Origin of the sequence: Maribacter ulvicola, assembly GCF_900155985.1 — a bacterium.
Classification (GTDB): Bacteria; Bacteroidota; Bacteroidia; order Flavobacteriales; family Flavobacteriaceae; genus Maribacter; species Maribacter ulvicola.
Genome location: NZ_FTMA01000001.1, coordinates 1,086,805 through 1,110,768, shown reverse-complemented (window position 1 = coordinate 1,110,768; position 23,964 = coordinate 1,086,805). Strand labels below are relative to the sequence as shown.

Genomic DNA, 23,964 nt, shown 5'->3' with positions numbered 1-23,964 from the left:
AATAAAAAATCACTCGAACTGACAGTGCGTTTTATACTATTTCAAATTCACCATAAACAAATCTGCAGCGATGCCGTCGGCTAAAAACATACCTTTTTTAGTGGTTTTAAGCATGTCTCCATCTACAAAAAGCAAATGCTCTTCAATAAATTTATCGGCTTGCATAAGTGCGTACTCTTTGTACTTAGGTCCGAATTCGTTTGCTATCCTAGACAAGGATACGCCCCAGATAGTCCGTAAGCCAGTCATTACATACTCATTATATTTGTCGGTTGAAGAGAGCACCTCAACTTCCATAGGTAAAATGTTTTGTTCTATGGATTTAATATACTTAGGATTATTATTAATGTTCCACCCACGTTGCACACCATCAAATGAATGTGCGGACGGACCAATACCTATATATTTTTTCTGCTGCCAATAGGCGGAATTGTTTTTAGAGTAATACCCAGGTTTTCCAAAATTGGATATTTCGTAGCAATCAAATCCTTCAGCTAGCAAAATCTCGTTCAACAGGTTGAAATGCTCCTGAGTTTCTTCATCCAATGCCGGTGTGATCAATCCTTTCTCCACAAATTTAGCCAGTGCTGTTTTTGGCTCAACCGTTAGAGCATAACTAGAGATATGCGGAATATTAAAACCAAGAGCCTTATCAATATTCTGCTTCCAACGTTTTAAAGTCATATTGGGCATTCCGTAGATCAAGTCAATCGAAATATTATCGAAATTCGCACTCGCCAATTGCAAACATTTTTCTGCTTCCAGAGCATTATGCGCTCTGTTCATCAACTTTAAATCTTCTTCAAAAAAAGATTGAATCCCTATACTTAAGCGATTTATAGGGCTAGCTGCCAGTTGCAGTATTTTCTCTTCGGACAAATCATCAGGATTCGCCTCTAAAGTAATCTCCGGATCGTCTACAATATCATAATGTTCCCGAACCGTACGTATCAACTGCTCAATTTCCGTAGTTTTTAAAACTGACGGGGTACCACCACCAAAATAAATGGTAGCAACAGTTTCTCCAGAAAACTCGCCTTTACGGAGTTCTATCTCTTTACATAATGCATTCACCATCGCTTCTTTCTTCCCCATAGTGGTAGAAAAATGAAAGTCGCAATAGTGACAAGCTTGCTTGCAAAATGGGATGTGAATGTAGATTCCGCTCATGTTTTCAGTTTTCAGTATCAGTTGGCAGTAGCAGTATTCAGTTTTTATTCTGACCCGAATTTAGTTGGGTTATTAATCATATAGTTTAACAGCTTACCTACTTCTTCACTATTATTTTTAAAATCATCAAATGTTATTTGATCAATATATTCACATTTTAATGCAAATTCTAACCAAGTTTGTGTTTCTGAATTTTCCGCATCACTATCTGTCAACTTACTTATAAAGTGCTTCGGATAATTTCTTTTACGATATGCTTCTGCAATATTAGCGCTAACACTTCTAGAGGAACGTCTAATTTGGTCAGTCAAAGAATATTTCTCCTCCTTAGGAAACTTTTTTGAAGCATGAAATATCTTCATGGCAAGCGCAAAAGACTTCTTATAAGCCAATAAATCTTGAAATTGCATAAATCATTTTTACATATTACTGTCACTGCCAACTGATACTGAATACTGTTACCAAAAACTACTTCTTAACCCTTTTCTCATTCTGCTTTACAAAAGCATCCCAGCCCGAGTAACTTTTACCAATAACGTCAACTCTACCTTGGTTATAAAAATGGCATACGGCAGCCGCTAAACCATCCGTACTATCCAGGTTTTTAGGGAGTGTTTTTAAACTTAAAACGCTTTGTAGCATTCTAGCGACTTGTTCTTTACTGGCATTACCGTTTCCGGTGACCGCCATTTTAATTTTTTTGGGCAAGTATTCCGTAATCGGTATTTGACGTGATAATCCCGCTGCCATGGCAACCCCTTGTGCACGACCCAACTTTAGCATAGACTGTACATTCTTACCAAAGAAAGGAGCCTCAATAGCAATCTCATCTGGGTGATACGTATCTATGAGTTCTATGGTACGTTCAAAAATGAGCTTTAGTTTCGTATATGGGTCGCTGTATTTTTGAAGAAGCAATTCGTTCATTTGAATAAACTCCATCTTTTTGCCCACCACTTTTATGAGTCCGAAACCCATAATAGTCGTACCTGGGTCAATACCCAATATTATTTTCTCGTTCGCCAAAATGCTTAGTTTGTATTTAATTGAACCGGAATTCGATATTTAGTATTCACCGGAATTCCTCTTTTTAAAGCGGGTGCAAGTTTAGGAAGATTCTTTAAGCTTTGGGTAATAACACCATCAAATTCTGGCATCTGATTTAATACTAGTTCATTTTTATAAATATCGGCAACTCGTATTTTACCTAGGGTATCAATTACAAAAATAACCTCAACGGTTTCACTCTCCTTATCGGTCAAGGTGAATTCAAAATCATTTAAGGTTTCTTGAAAATGGGAGATTAAGGTTTCTTCAAAACAAATTTTCTGCTGTTCTTTAGTAACCGCTTCATCACAAGTGTAAAAGAACGGATAAGAATCTACACTGTTCCAATCCATATGGCGCAACTCCTCATCTATAAGCTCTTGCGTTCGTTTTTGTTTCGACTCAAAGAACGAACATGAACTTATAAGTATCATTAAAAGAAAAAACACAACTTGTTTCATTACACCTGTTCTACAAGTGAAATTACGATTTTTTTAAGGAGTTTAATCTTTGGTAAAATGGATTTCTTCCTTTAATTCAGAAATACGTTTTTTAGCAGTTTCATAATAGTACGGATGCTCATTAGGATAATCCTTTAAGAAATTCTCATAATAGCCTAATTTCTTTTGCAAGTCGGTACCAAACTGATCGTACGTTGTAGCTATATTGTAATAGATAAGCGCATCAGATGTATCTTCTCTATGTGCTCTTTCAAATAATTTGAAAGCCTTTTCTAAATCTTTTTGTTCACGGGCGATATATGCCAATTGATTATAGCCATTTGCAAAAATGGGTTTTTGAACAGCCATTGCTTTGTTAATATAAATTTTAGCGCTGTCTAATTTGCTTTCTTTCTGATAAACACCGGCTAAGTCAAAATAGGTTTGTGAATTGGTATCATCTCTTTTTAATAAGATTTTATAGGCTTCCTTCGCTTTTTGGAACTCCCAATTCTTGTTGTATGAAAAGGCTAATTTATCGTACACATAATTTTTATCTTCCCCAAGCTCTAAAACGCGTTCAAATAACGGAATAGCCTTTTCAAACTGAAAATCGTTAAAGAGAACAAGTGCATGAAGGTTTATGAGAGATACATCATTTTCATAGTAATCCAAACCCTGTAAAATGTACTTTAAAGCATTATCGCGATCTTGCTTAATAGTGTAATGTTTTGCAAGCTGAAACAGGCTTCTTAGATGCATACTATCTAATTCAATTGCTTTTTTATATTGTTTTAAACTTGCGTCTGTAGCATCTAAATGACGATTGACTTCCCCCAAATAAAATTGAAATTCAGGGTTAGTTGTATTGAGATTAGACAAATTTGCAAACACTGATTTTGCCTCTTCAAACCTATTTACTTTCAACAATAATTTTCCAAGTTCAAATTGTGCGAGTTGATTTTTGACATCTTCCTCAACCACATATTGATACTGTGTGATAGCTTTCTCATAATTGCCAACGGCATTGTAACTTCTTGCAATCTGAAGCGCAGCAGAAAGTCCGCCAACTTTGGAATATTCATTAATCGCTTTTGAATAATTACCAATAGTGTATAAACTATCGGCAACAGCTAAACCCGAAGATTGCGCTTCGGCTTTAACCAGCATCAGTAGTAGTGTTAACGTAACAAAATACTTCACTTATTTTTTTTAATTCTAATTTCAACCACTCCATTTTCACCCTCTTTACCATATTTTTCAATGGCTTTTTCACCTTTGAAAACAGATACACTTTCAATAGTGTCTGGGTAAATAGCTTCCATTTCAAGCTTAGTTATTTTTCTACCATCAACATAATATAATGGATCTATATCATTTTTATTGGAAATTTCGGAAAGCATATTTACTACATTATCCTCTTGTAATTTAAACTGTACAGGAATAGAAAAAGGAACATTTACTGCGTTACCTTCGTACTTACCAGGAGTCATTTTTGGTAACAATTTAATAATACGTTCCACCTCATCTTCTAATAATTTATCTGGACCACGCATTTTTATGTTTTCAATAGTACCCTCAGAACTTATCATAAACATAGTATTTACCCTACCTTGAACCCCTTTTTCTTGTGCTTCTTTTGGGTAATTAAAATGTTTACTAATATGTTTTTGAATTTTCTTATTAAAACAAGCACGTTTATCAGCAGTATCTTCACAACCCGGAAAAATTGGAACTTCATCTACTACAGCAAAAGGAACATCATTATCTAATATTCTTATTTGCTTTGAATTAGTTTTAAATAGTTCAAAATCATCCTCCAAAACCTTCGATTCAATATGCATTCTTGCTTCTATTATTTCACCATCTGGTCCAGAAATACCAGAGCCCTTTGGAGCCTTTGAAAAAGTAATTTTAGAACTGTGATCTTTTACAACCATTGTCCAATCTTTAGGCTGTAGCGAAAGTTCAATTAATTGATTATAAAGTTTTATTCTTTGCTCTGAACTGAGTTTGCTAATATTAGCAACTTCAATATTCGGATTCAATTCATCCGTATTCTCTGAGTTCATTTCACAACTCGTGTACAACAACATCCCTAGCACCATGGGTACTAACAGCAAATACTTCAACTGCCATACTTTCTTTGATTTTGATTTTTTTAACATGATTATTCGTTTTTTGATTAATGATTTTGTAAAAAATTGATTGATGAATGATATATGTTCGGTTTGAAAAACCTGAGCCAATAACTGCTCATAATGATCTGATTTGTGTTCTTTTGATACTTGAGCATCTGCAATAAATTCATGTAATTCTGAAATGCGATTTTGATATACGTACACTAGCGGATTAAACCAGCCTACAATTCGCATAAACTCAAAGAACAATAAATCGTACGTATGCCTTTGTTTAATATGTACCAATTCATGAGCTATTATGGTATCGTGCTTCATCTTCAACACTTTATCTCCAATAAAAATGGATTTAAAGAATGAAAAAGCAATATTGCTATTTGCTATTACTATCTGGGTAAATAAAGGGTAAGAAATCTTTTCTCCGCTTTTTCTCAAGAGATATAATTGTCTAATCTTCAAAGCGAATAGCAACAATGCTACTAACATACCGCCATACAGCACTCCTTCTTGCCACGTAACATTCCAGCTAGCTGATTCTTGAACTTTAACGACTACATCAGCATTTTCCATTCCCCATAAATATTCTGGGTATTGGGCAAATGTTTGTGGTACTTGCTGCTTAAAAGCTTCTATTTTTACCCAAGGTAATATCAAGGACAACAAAAATGTACCTAGCAGATACCATCTGTTCCATTGAAAAAAGGTTTCCTTCTTTAGAAAAAAGTCATAAATAACCAAGAAAAGAAGTTGAAAGGCGATGCACTCCAAAATATATTGTATCATGGTTTTTCCTTTTTAATTTCATTTAATACCGATTCCAGCTCCGACAGGCTCATATCATTCTTCTTCATAAAAAATGACACCATACTTTTAAATGAACCTTGAAAATAACCGTCTACCAATTTGTTGATAGATTGGTTACTGTAATCTGATTTCTTCACCAAAGGGAAATACAAATACCCTTTACCTACTTGCTCATGATCCACAAAGCCCTTGCTTTCTAAAATTCTAACAATAGTCGAAACGGTATTATATGCTGGTTTTGGTTCAGGCAATTTTTCAAGAATCGACGCTACGTTACATTTCTGTAATTCCCACAATACGATCATTACTTCTTCCTCTGCTTTTGTCAACTGCTTCATTCAACTAATCTTTTAGTTCTATGCTCAAATATAACTAAATATTTAGTTTAAACTAATTTTATAGTTGAAAAAATTACTTTCGGTAGGTGATCATGTAACAAATGCAACCTATATTAGTCTTATAAGCAACACTTACTATTTACAATGGATATATTTATATTAATTCTAGGCTTTATATTAATGCTCGTAGGTATTCTAGGAAGCTTTTTACCCGTTTTACCCGGACCACCAATTAGTTGGGTAGGCCTGCTGTTATTGTACTCTACCAGTGCAATTACCATGAACTGGACATTCTTAGGTATCACCTTGGCTATTGCTCTTGTTGTTTTCGGGTTAGATTATGTCATACCTGCCATCGGAACAAAAAAGTTTGGAGGTACAAAAGCCGGAGTTATCGGTACTACAGTTGGTTTATTAGTTGCATTGATATTCCCGATCTTGGGACCCTTCGGAATTATTATATGGCCATTTGTGGGGGCATTAGTAGGAGAATTGCTGAATAAGGCAGACAAAAAAACCGCTACGAAAGCGGCTTTTGGTTCTTTTTTAGGATTTTTAACAGGCACATTCTTGAAATTTATGGTCGCTATTGTTTATCTGGGACTCTTCATTTCAAAAGCTTGGGAGCATAGTAACGCCCTATTTCCTTTCTTTAATTAATAGAGTAATTATTCTTTTATCCATTCGGTTTTAGCTGCAATAGGTTCGCGTTTACCATCTTTTAATTCACCATCAAAATTACCCATATAGAAAAATCCTAAACATTTTTCACCATCGACTAAGCCTAAAAACTCGCCCATGTGTTTTATGAGTCCCGGTGAAGACCAATACGACCCGATGCCCATATCCGTGCATTGCAACCACATATTCTGGACTGCCATAGCTACCGCAGCAACTTCTTCCCATTCCGGTATGGACTCTTTTGGGTCTCTTTGCATACAAATTGCGATAATGGCACCCGCCATTTTCGGGTTCTGTTGCAATTTCCTAATCTTCATTGCCTTTGGCTTAGGATCAAGCTCTTCATATTTTTTAGCTAAAAACGCACCAAGTCTTCCCTGTGCCTCACCTTGAATTACTTTAAATCGCCATGGTTCTGTACACTTATGGTTTGGCGCCCAATTTGCAGCTTCTAACACCTTCTCTATATCTGCCTTCGCAATTGGCGTATCATTATACTGTACCGGAAATACCGATCGTCTCTTCTTAATTATATCTAATATCATAAATTTCGTTGTTCGTTGTTCGTTGTTCGTTGTTCGTTGTTTGCTATGCGATGAACGCCAAGCGCAGCGCGCTCTCTTTCCTACTCAAAGTAAAATTAACCCTTCAAAACCTCATTCTATGTTAGATAAGTATTAAAACTTATCTTTTAAAAGTAACTCCGTACAATTCTTAAGAACAGGATTGGTATGTTCTTTTTTCCAAATAACCGATAATTCGGCCCGTTGAGGAATGTCCTTTAGCTCCACAAACTTCACCCGCATTTGAAATCCGTTTTGCAAAGATGTAGGCACAATGGCAATACCCATATGATTTTCTACTAGCTTAAATATAGTATGTGCATGTACCGATTTATGAGATATTTTCGGAGCAAAGCCTGCATCTTGACAAATACTCATAATGGTATCGTAGTATAAAGGACTATATGCCTGACTGAATAATATAAAGTCTTCTTTGGTAAATCGCTGCATTCCGTCAAAATCCCTTGTCAGCATCGGGTATCTTTCAGGTAGAACTAAAGAAAAAGTATCGGTAAAAACGGTTTTCATTTCTAACGTACTGGGTACTCTAGATACCCGCACAAATCCTATATCCAATTGATCATTTAAAACGGCATCTACTTGAGCAATATTCGACAATTCTTCTAAAGATGTTTTCACTTTGGGGTAGACATCTTTTATCTGTAATAATAATTTAGGAATCACCTGTTGCATGGCAGAACCTAAAAAGCCAATTCGTAACTCGCCACTATTACCATCGCCCACCAATTTTAATTGCCGCTCTACTTTTTCAAGGTGATTAAAGATATATTCAACCTCCTTTTTTAAATAGTGACCAGCAGGTGTAAGCGCCACTTTCTTCTTGCTTCTTTCAAATAATTGAGTTTCCAATATCTCTTCCATCTGCTTCACCTGCCTACTGAGTCCCGGTTGGGAGATAAACAACTTTTCCGCAGCCTTTCTAAAGTGCAATTCTTGCGCTACAGCTAGGAAATAAGTCAGGTGGCGCAATTCTATTTGATTACTCATAGTTATGAATTGATGACAAAATTGATATTACCAAGTATTAAAAATAGGTATTAATTTTAAGAAAAATATTGAAAAGCAAAAGCTATGGGGATACAGACGTTTAAATTGGGTGAAGATTGGTTAACAGCCGGGAAAGCAATGCAAATTGTACATGGCGAATTTTCTACCATACTCTCTGAAGCTACAGAACGTAAGATAACCGAGAGTTGGAAAATTGTACAGAATATTGTAGAAAAAGGTCATCCTGTTTATGGCATCAATACCGGATTTGGACCCTTATGTACTACAAAAATATCTAAGTCTGAAACCAATATTTTGCAGACCAATATTCTCCAAAGTCACAGCGTAGGCGTTGGTGAACCTATAGCTAAAGACATTTCTAAATTAATGTTGATCTTAAAAGCACAATCCTTGGCAAAAGGATATTCCGGAATAGCATTGACTACATTAAAGCGGATTATCTGGCATATAGAAAATGATGCCATCCCTATAGTACCCTCTCAAGGTTCGGTTGGTGCGTCTGGAGATCTAGCTCCACTATCCCACCTGTTCTTACCACTTATTGGTTTAGGTAAGGTGGAATACAAGAATGAAACGATTACTACTGAAGCGCTTTTTAAAAAAACAGGATTGGAAGCAATTGCCTTAGGGCCAAAAGAAGGGCTGGCATTGATAAACGGCACACAATTTATAGCCGCACATGCCGTAAAAGTGGTAGCACAATTACATTCTATTCTAGCACAAGCAGATGTAATTGGCGCCATGATGATAGAAGGTTTGCAAGGTTCTGTAAAACCATTTTACAACGAACTACATGCATTACGCCCTTTTAAAGGCAATGTACATGTAGCAAAACGAGTTAAAAAATTATTGAAAGGTTCTGAAATAATGGAAGCGCATGTAGATTGCGAAAAAGTACAAGACCCCTACTCCATCCGCTGCATTCCGCAAGTTCACGGAGCTTCGCGAACAGCATGGTTACATTTAAAAGAATTATTAGAAGTAGAATTAAATTCAGTTACCGACAATCCTGTTATTATCGATGAAGAATTGACCATTAGCGGTGGTAATTTTCACGGTCAACCATTAGCAATGGCTTTGGACTATGCTTGTTTGGCAGCTTCTGAAATCGGTAATATTTCAGACAGACGTATTTATCTGTCCCTAGAAGGTAATAGTCCCGGTGTACCAAAACTTCTCATGAACGACACCGGCATCAATTCCGGGTACATGATTTTACAATACACTACCGCAGCATTGGCAAGTGAGAATAAGGGACTTTGTTTTCCGTCTAGCGCAGATAGTATTCCTACTTCATTAGGTCAAGAAGACCATGTAAGCATGGGATCTATTGGTGGCAGAAAAGCGTTACAGGTTATTGGTAATGTTGAAAAAATATTGGCCATTGAATTATTGACCGCTGCCCAAGCTTTTGAATTTAGAAAGCCGTTGAAATCGGGCATATATTTAGACGAGGTACATAATTCGGTTCGGGAGCAAGTAGCTTTTGCAAGCAAAGACCGCGTATTTGCAGATGATATTGAAAAAGGTATTGCTATGATAAAAGATCAGACAATATTAAAGGTTATAGCCCGTGTACAAAAAGAAGATAACATATCTTTAAAGACAAAACACTCAGAAGAGTTCGAAAACTACTAATCTAATGACAAAAAGAACACTTATAGGCCCGTTTAAACAGATCATTCCCATGACCGGATTGGCATTGAAAGGTGCAATTTCTGACCATGAACTTAATGTTATTGCGGAAGGCGGAATTGTAATAGAAAACAAGGTCATACTGGCCACAGGAAATTTTGATGACTTAAAATCGAAATATCCAGAAGCCGACATCCAATTATTAAAAGGAAATCATGTTTGCCTACCTGGCTTTGTAGATGCCCACACCCATATCTGTTTTGGTGGCTCCCGAGCTAAAGATTACGCCATGAGAAATGCCGGCAAGTCCTACTTAGAAATCGCAAATGCCGGTGGTGGCATTTGGGATACCGTTACCGAAACCCGAAAGGCGAGTACTGAAGAATTGACCAAAAATACCATTAAAAGAGCCAATCGTCATTTAAAAAATGGTACCACAACGCTAGAAGTTAAAAGTGGATACGGATTAACAGTAAATGAAGAATTGAAAATGCTGCGCGCAATTAAAGAAGCGAATAAAAAGGCATTACCAGAGTTGATTTCTACATGTCTTGCAGCGCATATGTTACCGAAAGATTTTAAAGGAACAGAAAAGGAATATTTGGAAATGATCAGTGAAGAGTTGTTCTCTATTCTTAAAGAAGAAGACCTAACGCATCGAATTGATGCCTTTATTGAGCAAAGTGCTTTTTCTGCAGATGATATTCAGGCATATTTCTCAAAAGCCAGAGAATTGAATTTTGATATTACCGTTCATGCAGATCAATTTTCTACAAGCGGAAGCAAAGTTGCCGTGAACCATAAAGCCATTAGCGCAGACCACCTTGAAGCTAGTACCGATACAGAAATTGCTCTATTGGCAAACAGCGATACCATTGCCGTGGCACTACCCGGAGCTTCCATAGGATTAGGATGCGATTTTACACCCTCACGAAAATTACTAGATGCCGGTGCAGCACTTGCCATTGCTAGTGACCATAACCCTGGATCTGCCCCAATGGGCGACTTACTGACCCAAGCCAGTATTCTAGGAACATTTGAAAAACTGACCAATGCCGAGGTTTTAGCAGGGATTACATTTAGAGCAGCTGCTGCTTTGAAATTGGAAGATCGCGGAAAATTAGAAACGGGACTTTTAGCTGATTTAGCCGTATTTCATTCAGATAATTATCAAGATATTCTCTATAACCAAGGGAATCTAAAACCATGTATGATTTGGAAAAATGGGGAGTTGGTTTTTGATCGACATAAGTAGTTGTTGGTTGTTGGTTGTTGGTTGTTGGTTGTTGGAACATAAATTTTAAGGTCCGAAATCGAATTAAACTTTTCAAAATTTAAAATGTTAATCATGGATTTTAAAGCACAGATACAAATGGGAATACCTACTGAATTACCTCCAAAAAAGGAGCGTTCTTCAGCGGTTAGCCACGCACCCAACCGAAAGCAGATACTTTCTAAAGAAGAGAAGCATTTAGCGGTTAGAAATGCCTTGCGCTATTTTCCGGCGGACTGGCATGCAGTATTGGCTCCTGAATTTGCAGAGGAATTACAGACGTATGGCAGAATCTATATGTATCGTTTTCAACCCTCTTATGAAATGTATGCAAGAGCTATTTCAGCATATCCTGCACAAACGAGTCATGCTGCCGCGATTATGCTCATGATTCAGAACAATCTGGATCCTGCCGTTGCACAACATCCTCAAGAACTCATTACCTATGGTGGTAACGGAGCCGTATTTCAAAATTGGGCGCAGTATCTTTTGACCATGCAGTATTTATCAGAAATGACCAACGAGCAGACCTTGCATATCTATTCTGGGCACCCAATGGGTTTATTTCCATCATCAAAAGAAGCACCAAGAGTTGTGGTAACGAACGGAATGATGATTCCCAATTACTCTAAACAAGATGATTGGGAAAAATACAATGCACTTGGTGTAACCCAATATGGGCAGATGACTGCGGGTTCGTATATGTACATTGGTCCGCAAGGGATCGTTCACGGCACCGCAATTACCGTTATGAATGCGTTTAGAAAAGTGTTGAAGGCGGATGAGATTCCCAACGGAAAAATATTCTTAACTGCGGGATTAGGCGGAATGAGCGGTGCACAACCCAAAGCCGGTAACATTGCCGGATGCATTACTATTTGCGCAGAAGTGAATCCGCTTGCGGCAATGAAAAGACATGAACAAGGCTGGGTAGATGAACTTATTGATGATTTAGATGTTTTAGTAGCAAGAACAAAGGAAGCCATCTCTAAAAACGAACTCGTTTCACTAGCGTTTATTGGCAATGTGGTCAATGTATGGGAGCGTTTTTATGCAGAAGAAATATTCATTCACTTAGGATCTGATCAAACCTCTCTGCATAATCCGTGGGCAGGTGGTTATTATCCTGTAGGGTTGACTTTTGAAGCATCTAACAAAATGATGAATCAGGATCCCGATGCATTTAAAACAAAAGTGCAAGAATCGCTGCGCAGGCATGCAGATGCTATTAATCAACATACAACAAAAGGAACCTATTTCTTTGATTATGGCAATGCCTTTTTATTGGAAGCATCAAGAGCGGGTGCAGACGTCATGGCAGAAAACGAAATAGACTTTAAGTATCCATCTTACGTGCAAGATATTTTAGGACCTATGTGTTTTGATTATGGGTTTGGACCATTCAGATGGGTATGCTCCTCTGGCAGCACAGAAGATTTAAGCAAAACCGATGCCATTGCCCTACAGGTATTAAGGCAAATTAAAAAAGAGGCACCGGCAGAAATTCAGCAACAATTAGCAGACAATATCAAATGGATATCTGAAGCGGAGCAAAACAAGCTAGTAGTTGGTTCCAAAGCACGAATTTTATATGCCGATGCAGAAGGAAGAGCAAAAATAGCATTGGCTTTCAATGAGGCAATTAAAAACGGAGCATTGACTGCCCCGGTAATTTTAGGTAGGGATCACCATGATGTTAGCGGTACAGATTCACCGTACAGAGAAACCAGTAATATTTATGACGGAAGCAAGTTTACTGCAGACATGGCCATACACAATGTCATTGGTGATAGTTTTAGAGGTGCAACCTGGGTATCTATACACAATGGCGGCGGAGTTGGCTGGGGCGAAGTTACTAATGGCGGTTTTGGTATGGTACTGGACGGATCAAAAGATGCCGAACGTAAATTAAAAAATATGCTTTTTTATGATGTCAATAACGGAATTGCAAGACGTAGTTGGGCAAGAAACAAAGAAGCCATGTTTGCCTTACAACGAGAAATGGAAAGAACAAAAACCTTAAAAGTAACTTTCCCTACTCTAGTAGCAGAGAAACATTTAAAAAATTTATTCTAAAATATAAATCTTTAACATTGAATCACTTAAAAATAATTCGTCTTTTTGATATATTAATATGTAAGATTTATATTACTTTTTCGTTTAACTAAAACACTTTTAAGAATTCTAAATTCCGCCGAAATTTAGGTAACTTAAGATTTTATAATTCCGAAAAAAAAAGAATAATATGTCCATTTATAAATTAGCGAATAAAGATAAATGGTTTGGTCGCTCTTCTAAACAACAACTCTATCTGCATGAAAAAGTTAAGTTTTCCAACTTAAAAGAATATGATTTACAAAGCGAACAGAAAACATTTGCTTTATTAGGTTATGGTAGTGACGAAGGAGTAAAGCGCAACTTAGGAAGAACGGGTGCCGCATTAGGACCAGATGCTATTCGTATACAATTGGGCAAAATGCCTAATCACCTTGAAGAAGAAGTTGAACTTATAGATTTTGGTAATTTAGAATGTGCAAACAATAATTTAAACGAATTACAGCAAAATTTGACTTCAGCTGTTACCTCTTTGTTAAGCAAAAAAACTGTACCTATAATTTTAGGCGGAAGCCATGATCTTGCCTATGGGCACTACAACGGCTTGGCACAACACCTGCCAAAAGGCAAAAAATTAGGCATTATTAATTTTGATGCGCATTTTGATCTTAGGTCAAATACCAATGGTAATAATTCTGGCACACCATTCTATCAAATAGCTTTAGAGGAAGAAGCTAAAAATAAGACTATAAAATACATGGCACTGGGTATACGCAAAGATGCCAATACAAAAAATCTCTTTGAATTTGCTGAATCCCGCAAGGTTAATTACCTACTTCAAAATCATTTTGATATCAATTATTTGGAGCATGTGCAATTACTTCTTATTCAATTTATGGAAGATGTAGATTATATCTATATTACAATAGACTTAGATGGATTCTCTTCAGCGTATGCACCAGGTGTTAGTGCAGCATCCCCTATGGGGTTCTCACCAGATATCGTATTAGAAAGTCTAAAGTTGATTATTGAGTCCGAAAAATTACTTGGACTAGATGTGGCAGAACTAAACCCCAAGTATGATATTGATAATCAAACAGCAAAATTAGCCGCTTCCTTGATACATTATGCAATTCATAAAATATAGTGATCATAAACAAAAAAAGCCTCCCTTAATGGAAAGCCTTTCATTGGGTTCTATCGGTATAATCCGATAAACACAATTGTCTCAAATTTCTTTGAGACACAACACAACGCCGTAAAGGTAATAAAGCTTTTTTAATAAAAAAACGGTCTGTTCATTTCTTGTAATAACTATGGCCGTCCTGATGATTAAAGAGCCTCATTGGCTTTGAACATTTTATAGATATATTGTTTTTCCTTTAAAGAAAATTGCTTTTCTTCAAACCAATCATGAATTTTGATTTTTTCATTTTCGATCTGGGCATTTCTAATTGCTTTTAAAGAAACAATATGCCAGTGCGTCCCTTTATTTCTATTCACAGAATAGCCCACATCTTCCATGATATATGATTGTTTAGGTCTGTTAATGAGCCTTACCCCATTTTTTAAAACCGCCAATGTTTCCGTAAGTCGCACTACTTCAGAAAAAGAATATCGTGCAAAATCGCTGAATCCATTTTGTTCAACATTGTATAATTTATCTCCAATTTTCAGGGTATCCATAACTCAAAAAAAGCTGCAAATTTAAAAGGCCTATGCTGTTAATGAAATTAATTTTGAGTAGAGTTATTCACAAAATAAAAGGATAAAAAAATTAGCACCTACACATTATGCCATTCCTTTCATAGTCAATAAAGTAGTTGCCCAAACTATTAAAGAAGATAAAAATATACCTATGGTATTTGCTAAAAAAGCTTTCTTTCTTTCAATCTTAAATAAGTAACTCGCAATACTACCAGCATAGACACCAGTACCCGGCACCGGCAACATAACAAAGAAAATGAGTCCGTAGAAACCGTACTTTTTAATCTTATTTCCAGACCCGGTTTTTGCTCTTCTCGCTACAAAAAGTGCATTCTTTTTATAAAAATGCCATCTTAGCAAATACCTATTAACTGTGTTTAAAAAAAACATCATAATAGGAAACACTAAAACATTTGCAAAAAAACACACAGCTAACACCACGTAAATATTTACCCCATGAAGAAGACCATAGGGTATACCTACCTTAGCTTCTCCTAATGGGGAGATACTCCAAAGTGCTGCTATAAGTATATCTTTCAACAAATTTCTTTTTAAGCGATTGCAAAATTACGTTGTTCCTGAAAAATTTAATGCCATTTAAATCATAAATATTATCAATTGGTCCATTATACACGTAAATGACCTTAAAACACCTACCGTCTGCTATAAGAAAATAAAGTTTCTAACATTATGCTTCTAAAGCATTTGACTTAAACCATAATTATTTGGTATTTTTAAAAGCTTACAAAAACAACTAAATTCAACGCATACCAATTCATGATTGAAAAAAATTCAAGAAGATCGTTTATAAAACGAGCTTCACTTACCTCTGCTGCCCTAAGTACAGCACCATTTATATTATCAGCAACCACAAATGAATCTCAACCTTTAGAAAGAGTGTATTCTTTTCAAGAATTTGGGATTAACGATAAAATTAACATAGCATTAATAGGCACAGGAATTCAAGGCATTTATGACACCCAAGCCGCATTGCAAGTAGCAGGTGTAAAAATTGTAGCCGCATGTGATTTATACACCGGTAGGTTAGCTCGTGCAAAAGAATTGTGGGGCGAAGACATTTTTGTAACCAGAGATTATCGGGATATTTTAAATAGAAAAGATATTGATGCCGTATTAATTGCGACTCCCGATCATTGGCACCAAACCATTACCGTTGCAGCGTTAGAAGCGGGTAAGCATGTGTACTGTGAAAAACCTATGGTACAGAATTTTAATGAAGGTCAAGAAATCATTAAAGCACAGCAAGCCTCTGGTAAAATTTGCCAAATTGGTAGTCAAGGCATGGCATCATTAGGTAATGAAAAAGCAAAGGAACTCTATGAAGATGGGGCAATAGGTGATATTGTCATGTTAGATATGTATAACGACCGTTATTCCTCCGAAGGAGCTTGGCAGTATCCTATACCTACAGATGCAACTTCCAAGACCGTTGACTTTGACACCTTCTTAGGGAATGCTCCAAAAACACCTTACGACAATAACCGATTTTTTAGATGGAGAAATTACCAAGATTACGGTACCGGTGTTGCGGGCGACCTATTTGTTCATGCCTTTTCTACACTGAATTATGTCATTAGTTCAGACGGACCTAATAGGGCTTTAGCAACTGGTGGTTTACGTTACTGGAAAGATGGTAGAGATGTCCCGGATGTTTCCATAACGCTATATGATTACCCAAAAACGGAAACTCATGCACCTTTCAATGCTGCATTTCGCATCAATTTCATTGCTGGAAGTGGCGGTGGGGGCGGATTCAAATTAATTGGAACCGAAGGTGAAATGGAAATAGGTCAAAATTCAGTTACCGTCAATCGTTCTAAATTAAGCATGGAACCTAGCGGATACTCCATGGTTTCCTTTACCGAAGATATGCAAGCCAAAATAAGAAAGGAATACGCCTCTAAAAAATTAGACACAAGAACTAATAGCTTGGCAACCGGGACAACCACTTGGCAAGCACCACGCGATTATAAAGGAGCACATTATGATCATTTTTATAATTTCTTTACTAGTATAAGAAATAACGGTAAGATTATACAGGACCCAAAATTTGGACTTAGAGCAGCAGGTGCGGCACTTTTAGCAAATGAAAGCTATTCAAAAAAACAACCTGTACTTTGGAATCCAAAAGAAATGAAACTAATCTAATTAATCCTCTTTCACTTCTTTGAATTGAATATGGCGTTCCAAATTCTCTTCAATAGAAATAAATGACTCTATACCACGTATACCAGAAATACTGAGAATTTTATCTTGATACACTTGTTTATAGTGAAAACTATCTCTTGCATGCATTTTTATAAAGATGTCATATTTACCGGTTACGTGGTGTATTTTAACTATTTCTTCAATTTCACTCAATTGCTTCATTACTTTTTTAAAAAGGTTAATTTCACTTAAGAAAATACCTAAAAAAATAGTCATTTTCCACCCCATTTTGGCATAGTCTAAACTTAAAGTAGCACCAGTAATCAACCCCATTTCTCTCATTTTCCGCATTCGCATGTGTACCGTACCGGGTGAGACTATTAATTTCTTTGCTACATCTGTATAGGGTGTTTGTACATTTTCAGCTAAAATGTTTAAAATACTAAAATCAACTTGGTCTAATTTGTTCCTCATCTGTCCTTATAATTTGAACGACCCTATCAATAAAATTTGAATTTTTATTAATAAATTGCAGACATTTAACTTTTTTAACAAATTTAATTTAATATAAATCAAATTTTAGTTATTATTCCATAATAAATTGACTAAAAATTGAAGTGTCCTTTATTTTAGTCTAATCAAATTATCAATAGTATAATTTCAAGAAATAAGAACCTATTGAAACCTTTTCAATTTTAGATATCTAACATTAACTATTATTCAAGATAAAAACTACTTATAATGAAACACATACAGATTATAACTTCACTTACAACACCTCATTATTAACGGAAATTGTTATAACAACAAAACCACCTCCAATATCTTTTCAGTTGAAACTCAACAGATACAGCATATAATAACCTCGGAGCAACCCCGCCAAGCTCTGAACTAAAAACATAATTAATATTTCAACGCTAGCATAGGCGCATTTAACCTTGAGTATCAAGTAAAAAAAAATATCACTTAAAAAATGGTCAAAGAAGAAACTTTCAAGTAAGATGTAAAAGACACTAAAAAACATACTTTAGTAGCTGTGTTATAGCAATAATTTTCTCGGCACCTTTAAAAATAAGACACAAAAGAGCCTTTAAAATAACTCTATGAGTTATCATGATTTTCATCTTTCTCAGGTGAGTGATAGGCAACTACTTTTTAACCGAATAAACAAATAAGGCCCACACAATAAATAAGATATAAAGACGGGCGGCTGAAACAAAATTTTAATAACAATTACCGGTAGAACATATTAGTGTGCTCCCCATCTGTTTTCAACCCTTTTGACAATGGGTATAAACTCTTATAACGATTTCCTTTTCTTCAGCTATTCTCAGAACTAGCAATTTCAAAGCAGCTAAACAATCTAAAATTGCCTTGCTGCTTTAAAAACCAAGAAAAACCCTTGTCCTAGAAATCAACGTAAAAACGAAACGTTAATAATCTTCTTTCATCCACTGATAAGGTTTCCTTTTCACCCAAAGACCACGAGTAAAATCAGGGAAATCCTGAGACTCACCATTATTGGCAATAGAAACTTCTGAAAGCGGTGTTACCGCACTCCACGCTGCAGCATCATACGCATCTAAAGGCGGAGCTATATTCTGCTTTGCAGATTCTACAAAAGAGTTAAGCACAAAAAAGTCCATGCCACCATGACCTGCATTCAATGCATATTCTCCATATTTTTTCCAAAGCGGGTGATCGTATTTATCTAACCAAGGTTGTGCTTCATCCCATTGGTGTGGTTCAGATTTTCCTTCTACATATATTCTGCTACCATCCACTTCCCATAGTCCGTTGGCACCTTGCGCACGAAAACCTAAGGAATAAGGCCTAGGTAAATTACAATCATGTGTAATAATGATTGTTTCTCCATTTGCGGTATTAATTGTAGAGGTAATAACATCTCCCTGCTTAAACTTTACTTTAGCATTTGGGTGATTCTCCCCACCTTCTTGGACAATATAATTATGTAACCCAATCCCTTTAGAGGCATGAGATGTCATTGAAACAAACCGATTACCACGGTTAACATCTGCCATCACCGCAATGGGACCTAAACCGTGAGTAGGGTAAACATCTGCGTTGCGTTTAACAGAATGCTGGGTGCGCCATTTGGACTCCGAAATTCCCTGTTCACCAAACTCAGCCCCTTTACCATAAGCCGTTTTACCATCATTAAATTTCACATGACGTAGATCGTGTTGATAGCCACATCTATAATGCACCATTTCACCAAAAACATTTTGCTTTATCATGTTTATAACAGCCAATACATCTCTTCGGTAATTTACATTTTCTAAAATCATCATATGCGTACCGGTACGCTCATGTGTATTCACCAAATCCCAACATTCTTCTAATGTATTAGATGCGGAAACTTCTACTCCTGCATATTTACCAGCTTCCATAGCATCAACGGTCATACGGGTATGCCATAGCCAAGGGGTTGCAATTATTACGGCATCAACATCAGGCAAGGCCAACAAGTTTTTATAATCCAAGTCATTAGCTCCAAACACTTTAGGAGTTTTCCCTTTTGCAGCAGCTATATGATTTTTGGCTATGCGTATTCTATCATCATCAACATCACAAATAGCGGTAACATTTACATCTTTTCTTAATAATAGATTTTGCAAATGATTAGTCCCTCTAAGCCCTACACCTATTAAACCCACATTAAGTTTATCTGCAGCACTAAATGAATTATGTGCAAATCCTGGCACAGTAATAATACCCATACTTGCTATAGAGGTATTTCTGATAAAATTTCTTCTTGTTGTCATTTTTTGTTGTTGAATTGAACTCATAAATTTATAAAAACTTGATGACCCAAATCAACGAATTAACAATTTTAATCACGATACATCTAAAATGAGCCCTGAATTATAATAGCATTTCATATTTTTGACAGATAAACATAGAAATCATGACCTTACTTTTAATGGCTGCCGGTAGCGGTAGCAGATATGGAAAACTAAAACAATTTGATGATTTAGGACCTAATGGTGAGTTTTTAATGGAGTTCGCCATTTATGACGCCATTCAGAATAAATTTGATCAGATTGTAGTAATTACTAAAAAAGAAAATGTTTCTTTTTTAGAAGAACATCTTTCAAAAAGAATACCAAGTACTATAAAATTACATGTTCTTGCCCAAGAACTTACAGATTTACCTGACGGGGTCACTTTCATAGGGGAACGTAAAAAACCTTGGGGCACCGCTCATGCCGTTTGGACAGCAAGAAAAGTTATAGACGGACCATTTGTGGTGATCAATGCCGATGATTTTTACGGACAATCTGCATATAAAAAAGCAGCTGATTTCATGAATTCCAATGATAGTGCATATGCTCTTTTAGGATATACCTTAAAAGACACCTTATCTGAACACGGCTCTGTTTCTAGAGGTGTTTGTGAAGTAAACGGTGATAACCTTGTTTCGGTTCAAGAAAGACTTAAGCTCGTACAAAAAGAGAACAACATTATAGATGAAGATACCAACCTAGAATTTACTGGTGACGAACAAGCCAGTATGAACTTTTGGGTATGTAGACCTTCTATATTTGATAAAATAGAATCTGAATTTAGAATATTCTTAAAAGATGATGACCGCATAGCCAACAGCGAGCTTTACATTCCATTAATGATACAAGAAATGTTAAAAGCCAACGAAATTGAAGTAAAATGTATTCCTTCTGGCGGTGAATGGTTCGGTGTAACTTATGCAAGCGACAAAGAAAAAGCAATGAACAGTTTAAAGGAAAAATCAGATGCAGGTAAATACCCTGCCCCTATTTGGAAGTAAACTCTACATACACTTATCAAAGCCTGTTAAATAATCCTTAATGGGCTTTTTTATGTCTCTATTGAAGTAAACTAAAAAGAGTCCGATCTTAACAGATCGGACTCTTTTACGAGAACACTATATGAAAATGAAAATTTATATTTCGGTTTTCACTACATAGTAAATATACTCCTAAGGCTATACAACAAAAACAAAATGATGTCAACCATATATATTTAGATGTAAGATGGCCTATTTTTGTTGTGAACTCAATTTATAGCTATGAAAATTAGAATAAAAGGTGATTCCATTAGATTTCGGCTTACCCAATCAGAAGTGAAATCATTATCAGAAAATGGACAGATTTATGACAGTACTAATTTTGGAACTATAAAATTTAGTTATGGAGTAGTTCTTAAGCGTGATGTTAACCAACTTCACATCAGCTTTACTAACAATAGTATAATTTTAGAAATGCCAGAAACAATAGGTAAGGCTTGGTTTTCAAATGACATTGTCACCTATGACCACATCATGAAAACTACCTTAGGAAATAACCTGTATCTGTTGTTAGAGAAAGATTTTACTTGTTTGGACAATACCATAGAAGATCAATCTGACAATTACCCAAACCCAAAGTTAAGCTAATATTCAACTGTTTTTCAAAAGTTTAAAGAGTGTTTTTAATACCTTTGAGTACTGCCATTTCTGTAACAATCACTAAGTTTATAGTATGGATATAAAAACTGAACGCAACGTCTCTTTAAGAGGATCGGAAGAATTTCTTGATATTGAAATAAAAAAACCCATTACCCATGCTGCCGGTTATTTAGGTGTTCGCGAAGCTTTAAAGCACACTTTTAAAGAAATGGGCGTTTTACGATCCATGCGCACATTACTGAGCATGAATCAAAAAGATGGTTTTGACTGCCCCAGTTGTGCTTGGCCAGATCCGGAACATCCAAATCCCGTTGCGGAATATTGTGAAAATGGGGCAAAAGCCTTAGGTGACGAAGCTACAACACAAAAAATTGGAGCAAGCTTTTTTGAAAAAAATTCAGTTGAAGAGCTCTCTCTACTAACCGATTATGAGTTGAATAAATTTGGTCGTTTAGTAGAACCTATGGTTTTAAAACCGGGCAGTGTTCATTACGAACCCATTTCATGGCAATCCGCTTTTGATTTAATAGCATCTGAATTAAAAAAATTAGACAACCCAGATGAAGCTATTTTTTATACTTCTGGCAGATCCAGTAACGAAGCAGCCTTTTTATACGGCATGTTTGCACGTGCATTAGGCACCAACAATTTACCAGATTGCTCTAATATGTGCCATGAAAGTAGTGGTGTTGCATTAAGCGAAACTTTAGGCATAGGTAAAGGATCTACAACTTTAGAAGATTTATATGAAGCCGAGGTCATATTGATAGCAGGTCAAAACCCGGGTACCAATCACCCAAGAATGCTATCGGCATTAGAAAAATGTAAGCAGAACGGCGGTAAGGTGATTAGTATAAATCCACTTGAAGAATCAGGATTAGTGAATTTTAAAAATCCACAGCATTTGGGCGGGTGGATCGGTGGCGGTGAAGACATGGCAGACATTCACTTGCCGGTCAACATCAACCAAGACATCCCTTTAGTGAAATTGATATTGAAGAAACTGGTCGCATTAGAGGAAAAATCAAAAGATGTCTTTGACCATGCCTTCATTGAAAAATATACAGATGGATATGAGCCTTTAATTGCTAATTTAAAAAGCTACAAATCAGAAGAGCTATTGGCCCAAACTGGCGTACCCGAAGAAAAAATTAATGAAACCGTAGCACTACTAGCCAATACATCTAAAATTATAGTGTGTTGGGCAATGGGGCTAACCCAACATAAAAATGGTGTAGAAAATATTAGAGAATATATCAACCTGCTTTTACTCAAAGGAGCCATAGGCAAACCAAACGCAGGTACTTGTCCCGTTCGCGGGCATAGTAATGTACAAGGAGACCGTAGCGTTGGTATTCAACATTTTGTTGACAAGGACATGAATGCCCGTATTAAGGAACACTTAGGTTTTACGCCACCAGATCATGAAGGTGTAGATGTTGTAGGGACATTAAAAGCAATGTACGAAGGCAATGCCAAAGTATTTATGTGCCTTGGTGGTAACTTTTTAATGGCGGCATCAGACACCGAATATACCGCAAAGGGATTACAAAATTGCGACCTTACGGTTCAGGTCAGTACTAAACTTAATCGCACACATTTAATTACTGGTAAAACAGCACTTATCCTCCCTACTATAGGTAGATCCGAAAAAGATATGAAAGATGGTAAGCCTCGTCATTATACGGTGGAAAACAGTATGGGGCGCGTAAAACGTTCTAAAGGAATATTGAAACCCGCTGCCGATACCATCATGAGCGAGCCAGAGATCATTGCCAATATGGGGCATACTTATTTTGGAGAAGGTCATCCTATGAACTGGAAACTTCTTGGTAATGATTACGGGTTAATAAGAACCCAAATAGACCAAGTAGCGAAAGGATTCAGCAAAACAGAAAAGCGTTCTGTTGGCGCAGGGTACTATTTACCCAATAACGTTCGGGAGCTAGATTTTAGCATGCTACCCAATGGCAAAGCGCAATTTTCCATCAACAAATTACCAGAACACCAACTGGCAAAAGACGAATACATGTTGATGACCATTCGTTCTCACGATCAATTCAATACTACCATTTACGGGTTAGATGATAGATATAGAGGGGTATATAACGCGCGACGAATAATTTTCATGAATATTGATGACATGAAAGCGGTAGGGCTCAACAAATTAGATGTAGTAGATATTACCAGCACTTATGATGAAACTATTAGAACTGCCCACAATTTCAAAGTTGTACCATATAATATTCCATCAGGTAATTTAGCTTCTTATTTTCCAGAAACCAATGTACTAGTGCCTTTCAATCATTTTGCAGACCGCAGTAAAACACCAATTAGCAAATCGGTTAAGGTGAGATTGGTAAAGAAATAGTTAACCAATATTTCGCTGAATTTCAATTACATAACAATCTGGTAACTCAAAAATAAGTTAGCAGTAACCTATCTATGCTCTTATTTTTTGAAACTTT

General features: G+C 36.3%; 22 protein-coding genes. 9 read left to right on the top strand and 13 right to left on the bottom strand.

The features are described from left to right. Positions 1–36: 36 nt before the first annotated feature. The 7 genes from hemW to BW936_RS04745 are packed head-to-tail and all read right to left on the bottom strand — an operon-like array spanning position 37 to position 5,937. A complete protein-coding gene (gene hemW, locus BW936_RS04775; protein ID WP_076547154.1) occupies positions 37–1,170 on the bottom strand; it encodes a radical SAM family heme chaperone HemW in 1,134 nt (377 codons plus the stop codon). Between the two features lie 44 nt (positions 1,171–1,214). After that, complete coding sequence (locus BW936_RS04770) at positions 1,215–1,580, bottom strand: four helix bundle protein (RefSeq protein WP_076547153.1); 366 nt, start codon at positions 1,578–1,580, stop codon at positions 1,215–1,217. A 58-nt stretch (positions 1,581–1,638) separates the two neighbouring features. Next, positions 1,639–2,196: a crossover junction endodeoxyribonuclease RuvC gene (gene ruvC / locus BW936_RS04765; protein ID WP_076547152.1), complete on the bottom strand. Its 558-nt coding sequence runs from the start codon at positions 2,194–2,196 to the stop codon at positions 1,639–1,641. 5 nt (positions 2,197–2,201) lie between these two features. Next, the gene (locus BW936_RS04760) at positions 2,202–2,678 is read right to left on the bottom strand and encodes a hypothetical protein (protein ID WP_076547151.1); all 477 of its coding nucleotides are present in this window, start codon (positions 2,676–2,678) and stop codon (positions 2,202–2,204) included. Positions 2,679–2,720: 42 nt separating this feature from the next. Beyond that, a complete protein-coding gene (locus BW936_RS04755) occupies positions 2,721–3,860 on the bottom strand; it encodes a tetratricopeptide repeat protein (RefSeq protein ID WP_143744056.1) in 1,140 nt (379 codons plus the stop codon). Further along, positions 3,857–5,578, bottom strand: a complete 1,722-nt coding sequence (locus BW936_RS04750) for a M56 family metallopeptidase (RefSeq protein WP_076547149.1) — start codon at positions 5,576–5,578, stop codon at positions 3,857–3,859. Before BW936_RS04750 ends, BW936_RS04755 begins: the two co-directional genes overlap by 4 nt. Beyond that, positions 5,575–5,937 (bottom strand): BlaI/MecI/CopY family transcriptional regulator, encoded by a 363-nt coding sequence (locus BW936_RS04745; protein WP_076547148.1) that lies wholly within the window; start codon positions 5,935–5,937, stop codon positions 5,575–5,577. Before BW936_RS04745 ends, BW936_RS04750 begins: the two co-directional genes overlap by 4 nt. 144 nt (positions 5,938–6,081) lie before the next feature. Between BW936_RS04745 and BW936_RS04740 the strand changes: the two genes are divergently transcribed. After that, complete coding sequence (locus BW936_RS04740; RefSeq protein WP_076547147.1) at positions 6,082–6,597, top strand: DUF456 domain-containing protein; 516 nt, start codon at positions 6,082–6,084, stop codon at positions 6,595–6,597. Positions 6,598–6,605: 8 nt separating this feature from the next. Here BW936_RS04740 and BW936_RS04735 read toward each other — a convergent pair whose 3' ends face one another. Further along, positions 6,606–7,163, bottom strand: a complete 558-nt coding sequence (locus BW936_RS04735) for a nitroreductase family protein (protein ID WP_076547146.1) — start codon at positions 7,161–7,163, stop codon at positions 6,606–6,608. Between the two features lie 132 nt (positions 7,164–7,295). Continuing rightward, positions 7,296–8,189: a LysR family transcriptional regulator gene (locus BW936_RS04730; protein ID WP_076547145.1), complete on the bottom strand. Its 894-nt coding sequence runs from the start codon at positions 8,187–8,189 to the stop codon at positions 7,296–7,298. Positions 8,190–8,273: 84 nt separating this feature from the next. Between BW936_RS04730 and hutH the strand changes: the two genes are divergently transcribed. The 4 genes from hutH to hutG all read left to right on the top strand — a co-directional run bounded on the left by hutH (position 8,274) and on the right by hutG (position 14,320). Further along, positions 8,274–9,848, top strand: a complete 1,575-nt coding sequence (hutH, locus tag BW936_RS04725; protein WP_076547144.1) for a histidine ammonia-lyase — start codon at positions 8,274–8,276, stop codon at positions 9,846–9,848. 4 nt (positions 9,849–9,852) lie between these two features. After that, positions 9,853–11,100: an imidazolonepropionase gene (gene hutI, locus BW936_RS04720; RefSeq protein WP_076547143.1), complete on the top strand. Its 1,248-nt coding sequence runs from the start codon at positions 9,853–9,855 to the stop codon at positions 11,098–11,100. Positions 11,101–11,193: 93 nt separating this feature from the next. Continuing rightward, positions 11,194–13,194 carry a urocanate hydratase gene (locus tag BW936_RS04715; RefSeq protein WP_076547142.1) on the top strand — a complete coding sequence of 667 codons (2,001 nt, stop codon included), beginning with the start codon at positions 11,194–11,196 and terminating at the stop codon, positions 13,192–13,194. 169 nt (positions 13,195–13,363) lie between these two features. Beyond that, entirely contained in the window at positions 13,364–14,320 is a 957-nt protein-coding gene (gene hutG / locus BW936_RS04710; RefSeq protein WP_076547141.1) for a formimidoylglutamase, read from the top strand. A gap of 185 nt (positions 14,321–14,505) precedes the next feature. Here the strand turns inward: hutG and BW936_RS04705 are convergent, their stop codons facing one another. Continuing rightward, the gene (locus tag BW936_RS04705) at positions 14,506–14,859 is read right to left on the bottom strand and encodes a pyruvate kinase (protein ID WP_076547140.1); all 354 of its coding nucleotides are present in this window, start codon (positions 14,857–14,859) and stop codon (positions 14,506–14,508) included. 105 nt (positions 14,860–14,964) lie between these two features. Then, on the bottom strand, positions 14,965–15,423 hold the full coding sequence (locus tag BW936_RS04700) for a COG2426 family protein (RefSeq protein WP_076547139.1): 459 nt from the start codon (positions 15,421–15,423) through the stop codon (positions 14,965–14,967). Between the two features lie 234 nt (positions 15,424–15,657). Between BW936_RS04700 and BW936_RS04695 the strand changes: the two genes are divergently transcribed. After that, positions 15,658–17,049 (top strand): Gfo/Idh/MocA family protein, encoded by a 1,392-nt coding sequence (locus BW936_RS04695; RefSeq protein WP_076547138.1) that lies wholly within the window; start codon positions 15,658–15,660, stop codon positions 17,047–17,049. Here BW936_RS04695 and BW936_RS04690 read toward each other — a convergent pair whose 3' ends face one another. Beyond that, entirely contained in the window at positions 17,050–17,523 is a 474-nt protein-coding gene (locus tag BW936_RS04690; protein WP_076547137.1) for an Lrp/AsnC family transcriptional regulator, read from the bottom strand. 959 nt (positions 17,524–18,482) lie between these two features. Beyond that, positions 18,483–19,835, bottom strand: coding sequence for a Gfo/Idh/MocA family protein (locus BW936_RS04685; protein ID WP_076547957.1), 1,353 nt, complete (start codon positions 19,833–19,835; stop codon positions 18,483–18,485). 143 nt (positions 19,836–19,978) lie between these two features. Between BW936_RS04685 and BW936_RS04680 the strand changes: the two genes are divergently transcribed. The 3 genes from BW936_RS04680 (at position 19,979) to BW936_RS04670 (ending at position 23,867) form a co-directional block, all read left to right on the top strand. Beyond that, entirely contained in the window at positions 19,979–20,857 is an 879-nt protein-coding gene (locus BW936_RS04680; protein WP_076547136.1) for a nucleotidyltransferase family protein, read from the top strand. A 261-nt stretch (positions 20,858–21,118) separates the two neighbouring features. Continuing rightward, positions 21,119–21,484: a DUF7009 family protein gene (locus tag BW936_RS04675; protein ID WP_076547135.1), complete on the top strand. Its 366-nt coding sequence runs from the start codon at positions 21,119–21,121 to the stop codon at positions 21,482–21,484. Between the two features lie 85 nt (positions 21,485–21,569). Next, entirely contained in the window at positions 21,570–23,867 is a 2,298-nt protein-coding gene (locus BW936_RS04670) for an FdhF/YdeP family oxidoreductase (RefSeq protein ID WP_076547134.1), read from the top strand. The last annotated feature ends 97 nt before the right edge of the window (positions 23,868–23,964 follow it).

Excerpts from the sequence above, each read along its gene's own strand:
- hemW (WP_076547154.1), bottom strand. The coding sequence starts at position 1,170 with ATGAGCGGAATCTACATTCACATCCCATTTTGCAAGCAAGCTTGTCAC.
- BW936_RS04770 (WP_076547153.1), bottom strand. The coding sequence starts at position 1,580 with ATGCAATTTCAAGATTTATTGGCTTATAAGAAGTCTTTTGCGCTTGCC.
- BW936_RS04760 (WP_076547151.1), bottom strand. The coding sequence starts at position 2,678 with ATGAAACAAGTTGTGTTTTTTCTTTTAATGATACTTATAAGTTCATGT.
- BW936_RS04750 (WP_076547149.1), bottom strand. The coding sequence starts at position 5,578 with ATGATACAATATATTTTGGAGTGCATCGCCTTTCAACTTCTTTTCTTG.
- BW936_RS04745 (WP_076547148.1), bottom strand. The coding sequence starts at position 5,937 with ATGAAGCAGTTGACAAAAGCAGAGGAAGAAGTAATGATCGTATTGTGG.
- BW936_RS04740 (WP_076547147.1), top strand. The coding sequence starts at position 6,082 with ATGGATATATTTATATTAATTCTAGGCTTTATATTAATGCTCGTAGGT.
- BW936_RS04735 (WP_076547146.1), bottom strand. The coding sequence starts at position 7,163 with ATGATATTAGATATAATTAAGAAGAGACGATCGGTATTTCCGGTACAG.
- BW936_RS04730 (WP_076547145.1), bottom strand. The coding sequence starts at position 8,189 with ATGAGTAATCAAATAGAATTGCGCCACCTGACTTATTTCCTAGCTGTA.
- hutH (WP_076547144.1), top strand. The coding sequence starts at position 8,274 with ATGGGGATACAGACGTTTAAATTGGGTGAAGATTGGTTAACAGCCGGG.
- hutI (WP_076547143.1), top strand. The coding sequence starts at position 9,853 with ATGACAAAAAGAACACTTATAGGCCCGTTTAAACAGATCATTCCCATG.
- BW936_RS04715 (WP_076547142.1), top strand. The coding sequence starts at position 11,194 with ATGGATTTTAAAGCACAGATACAAATGGGAATACCTACTGAATTACCT.
- hutG (WP_076547141.1), top strand. The coding sequence starts at position 13,364 with ATGTCCATTTATAAATTAGCGAATAAAGATAAATGGTTTGGTCGCTCT.
- BW936_RS04705 (WP_076547140.1), bottom strand. The coding sequence starts at position 14,859 with ATGGATACCCTGAAAATTGGAGATAAATTATACAATGTTGAACAAAAT.
- BW936_RS04695 (WP_076547138.1), top strand. The coding sequence starts at position 15,658 with ATGATTGAAAAAAATTCAAGAAGATCGTTTATAAAACGAGCTTCACTT.
- BW936_RS04690 (WP_076547137.1), bottom strand. The coding sequence starts at position 17,523 with ATGAGGAACAAATTAGACCAAGTTGATTTTAGTATTTTAAACATTTTA.
- BW936_RS04685 (WP_076547957.1), bottom strand. The coding sequence starts at position 19,835 with ATGACAACAAGAAGAAATTTTATCAGAAATACCTCTATAGCAAGTATG.
- BW936_RS04680 (WP_076547136.1), top strand. The coding sequence starts at position 19,979 with ATGACCTTACTTTTAATGGCTGCCGGTAGCGGTAGCAGATATGGAAAA.
- BW936_RS04675 (WP_076547135.1), top strand. The coding sequence starts at position 21,119 with ATGAAAATTAGAATAAAAGGTGATTCCATTAGATTTCGGCTTACCCAA.
- BW936_RS04670 (WP_076547134.1), top strand. The coding sequence starts at position 21,570 with ATGGATATAAAAACTGAACGCAACGTCTCTTTAAGAGGATCGGAAGAA.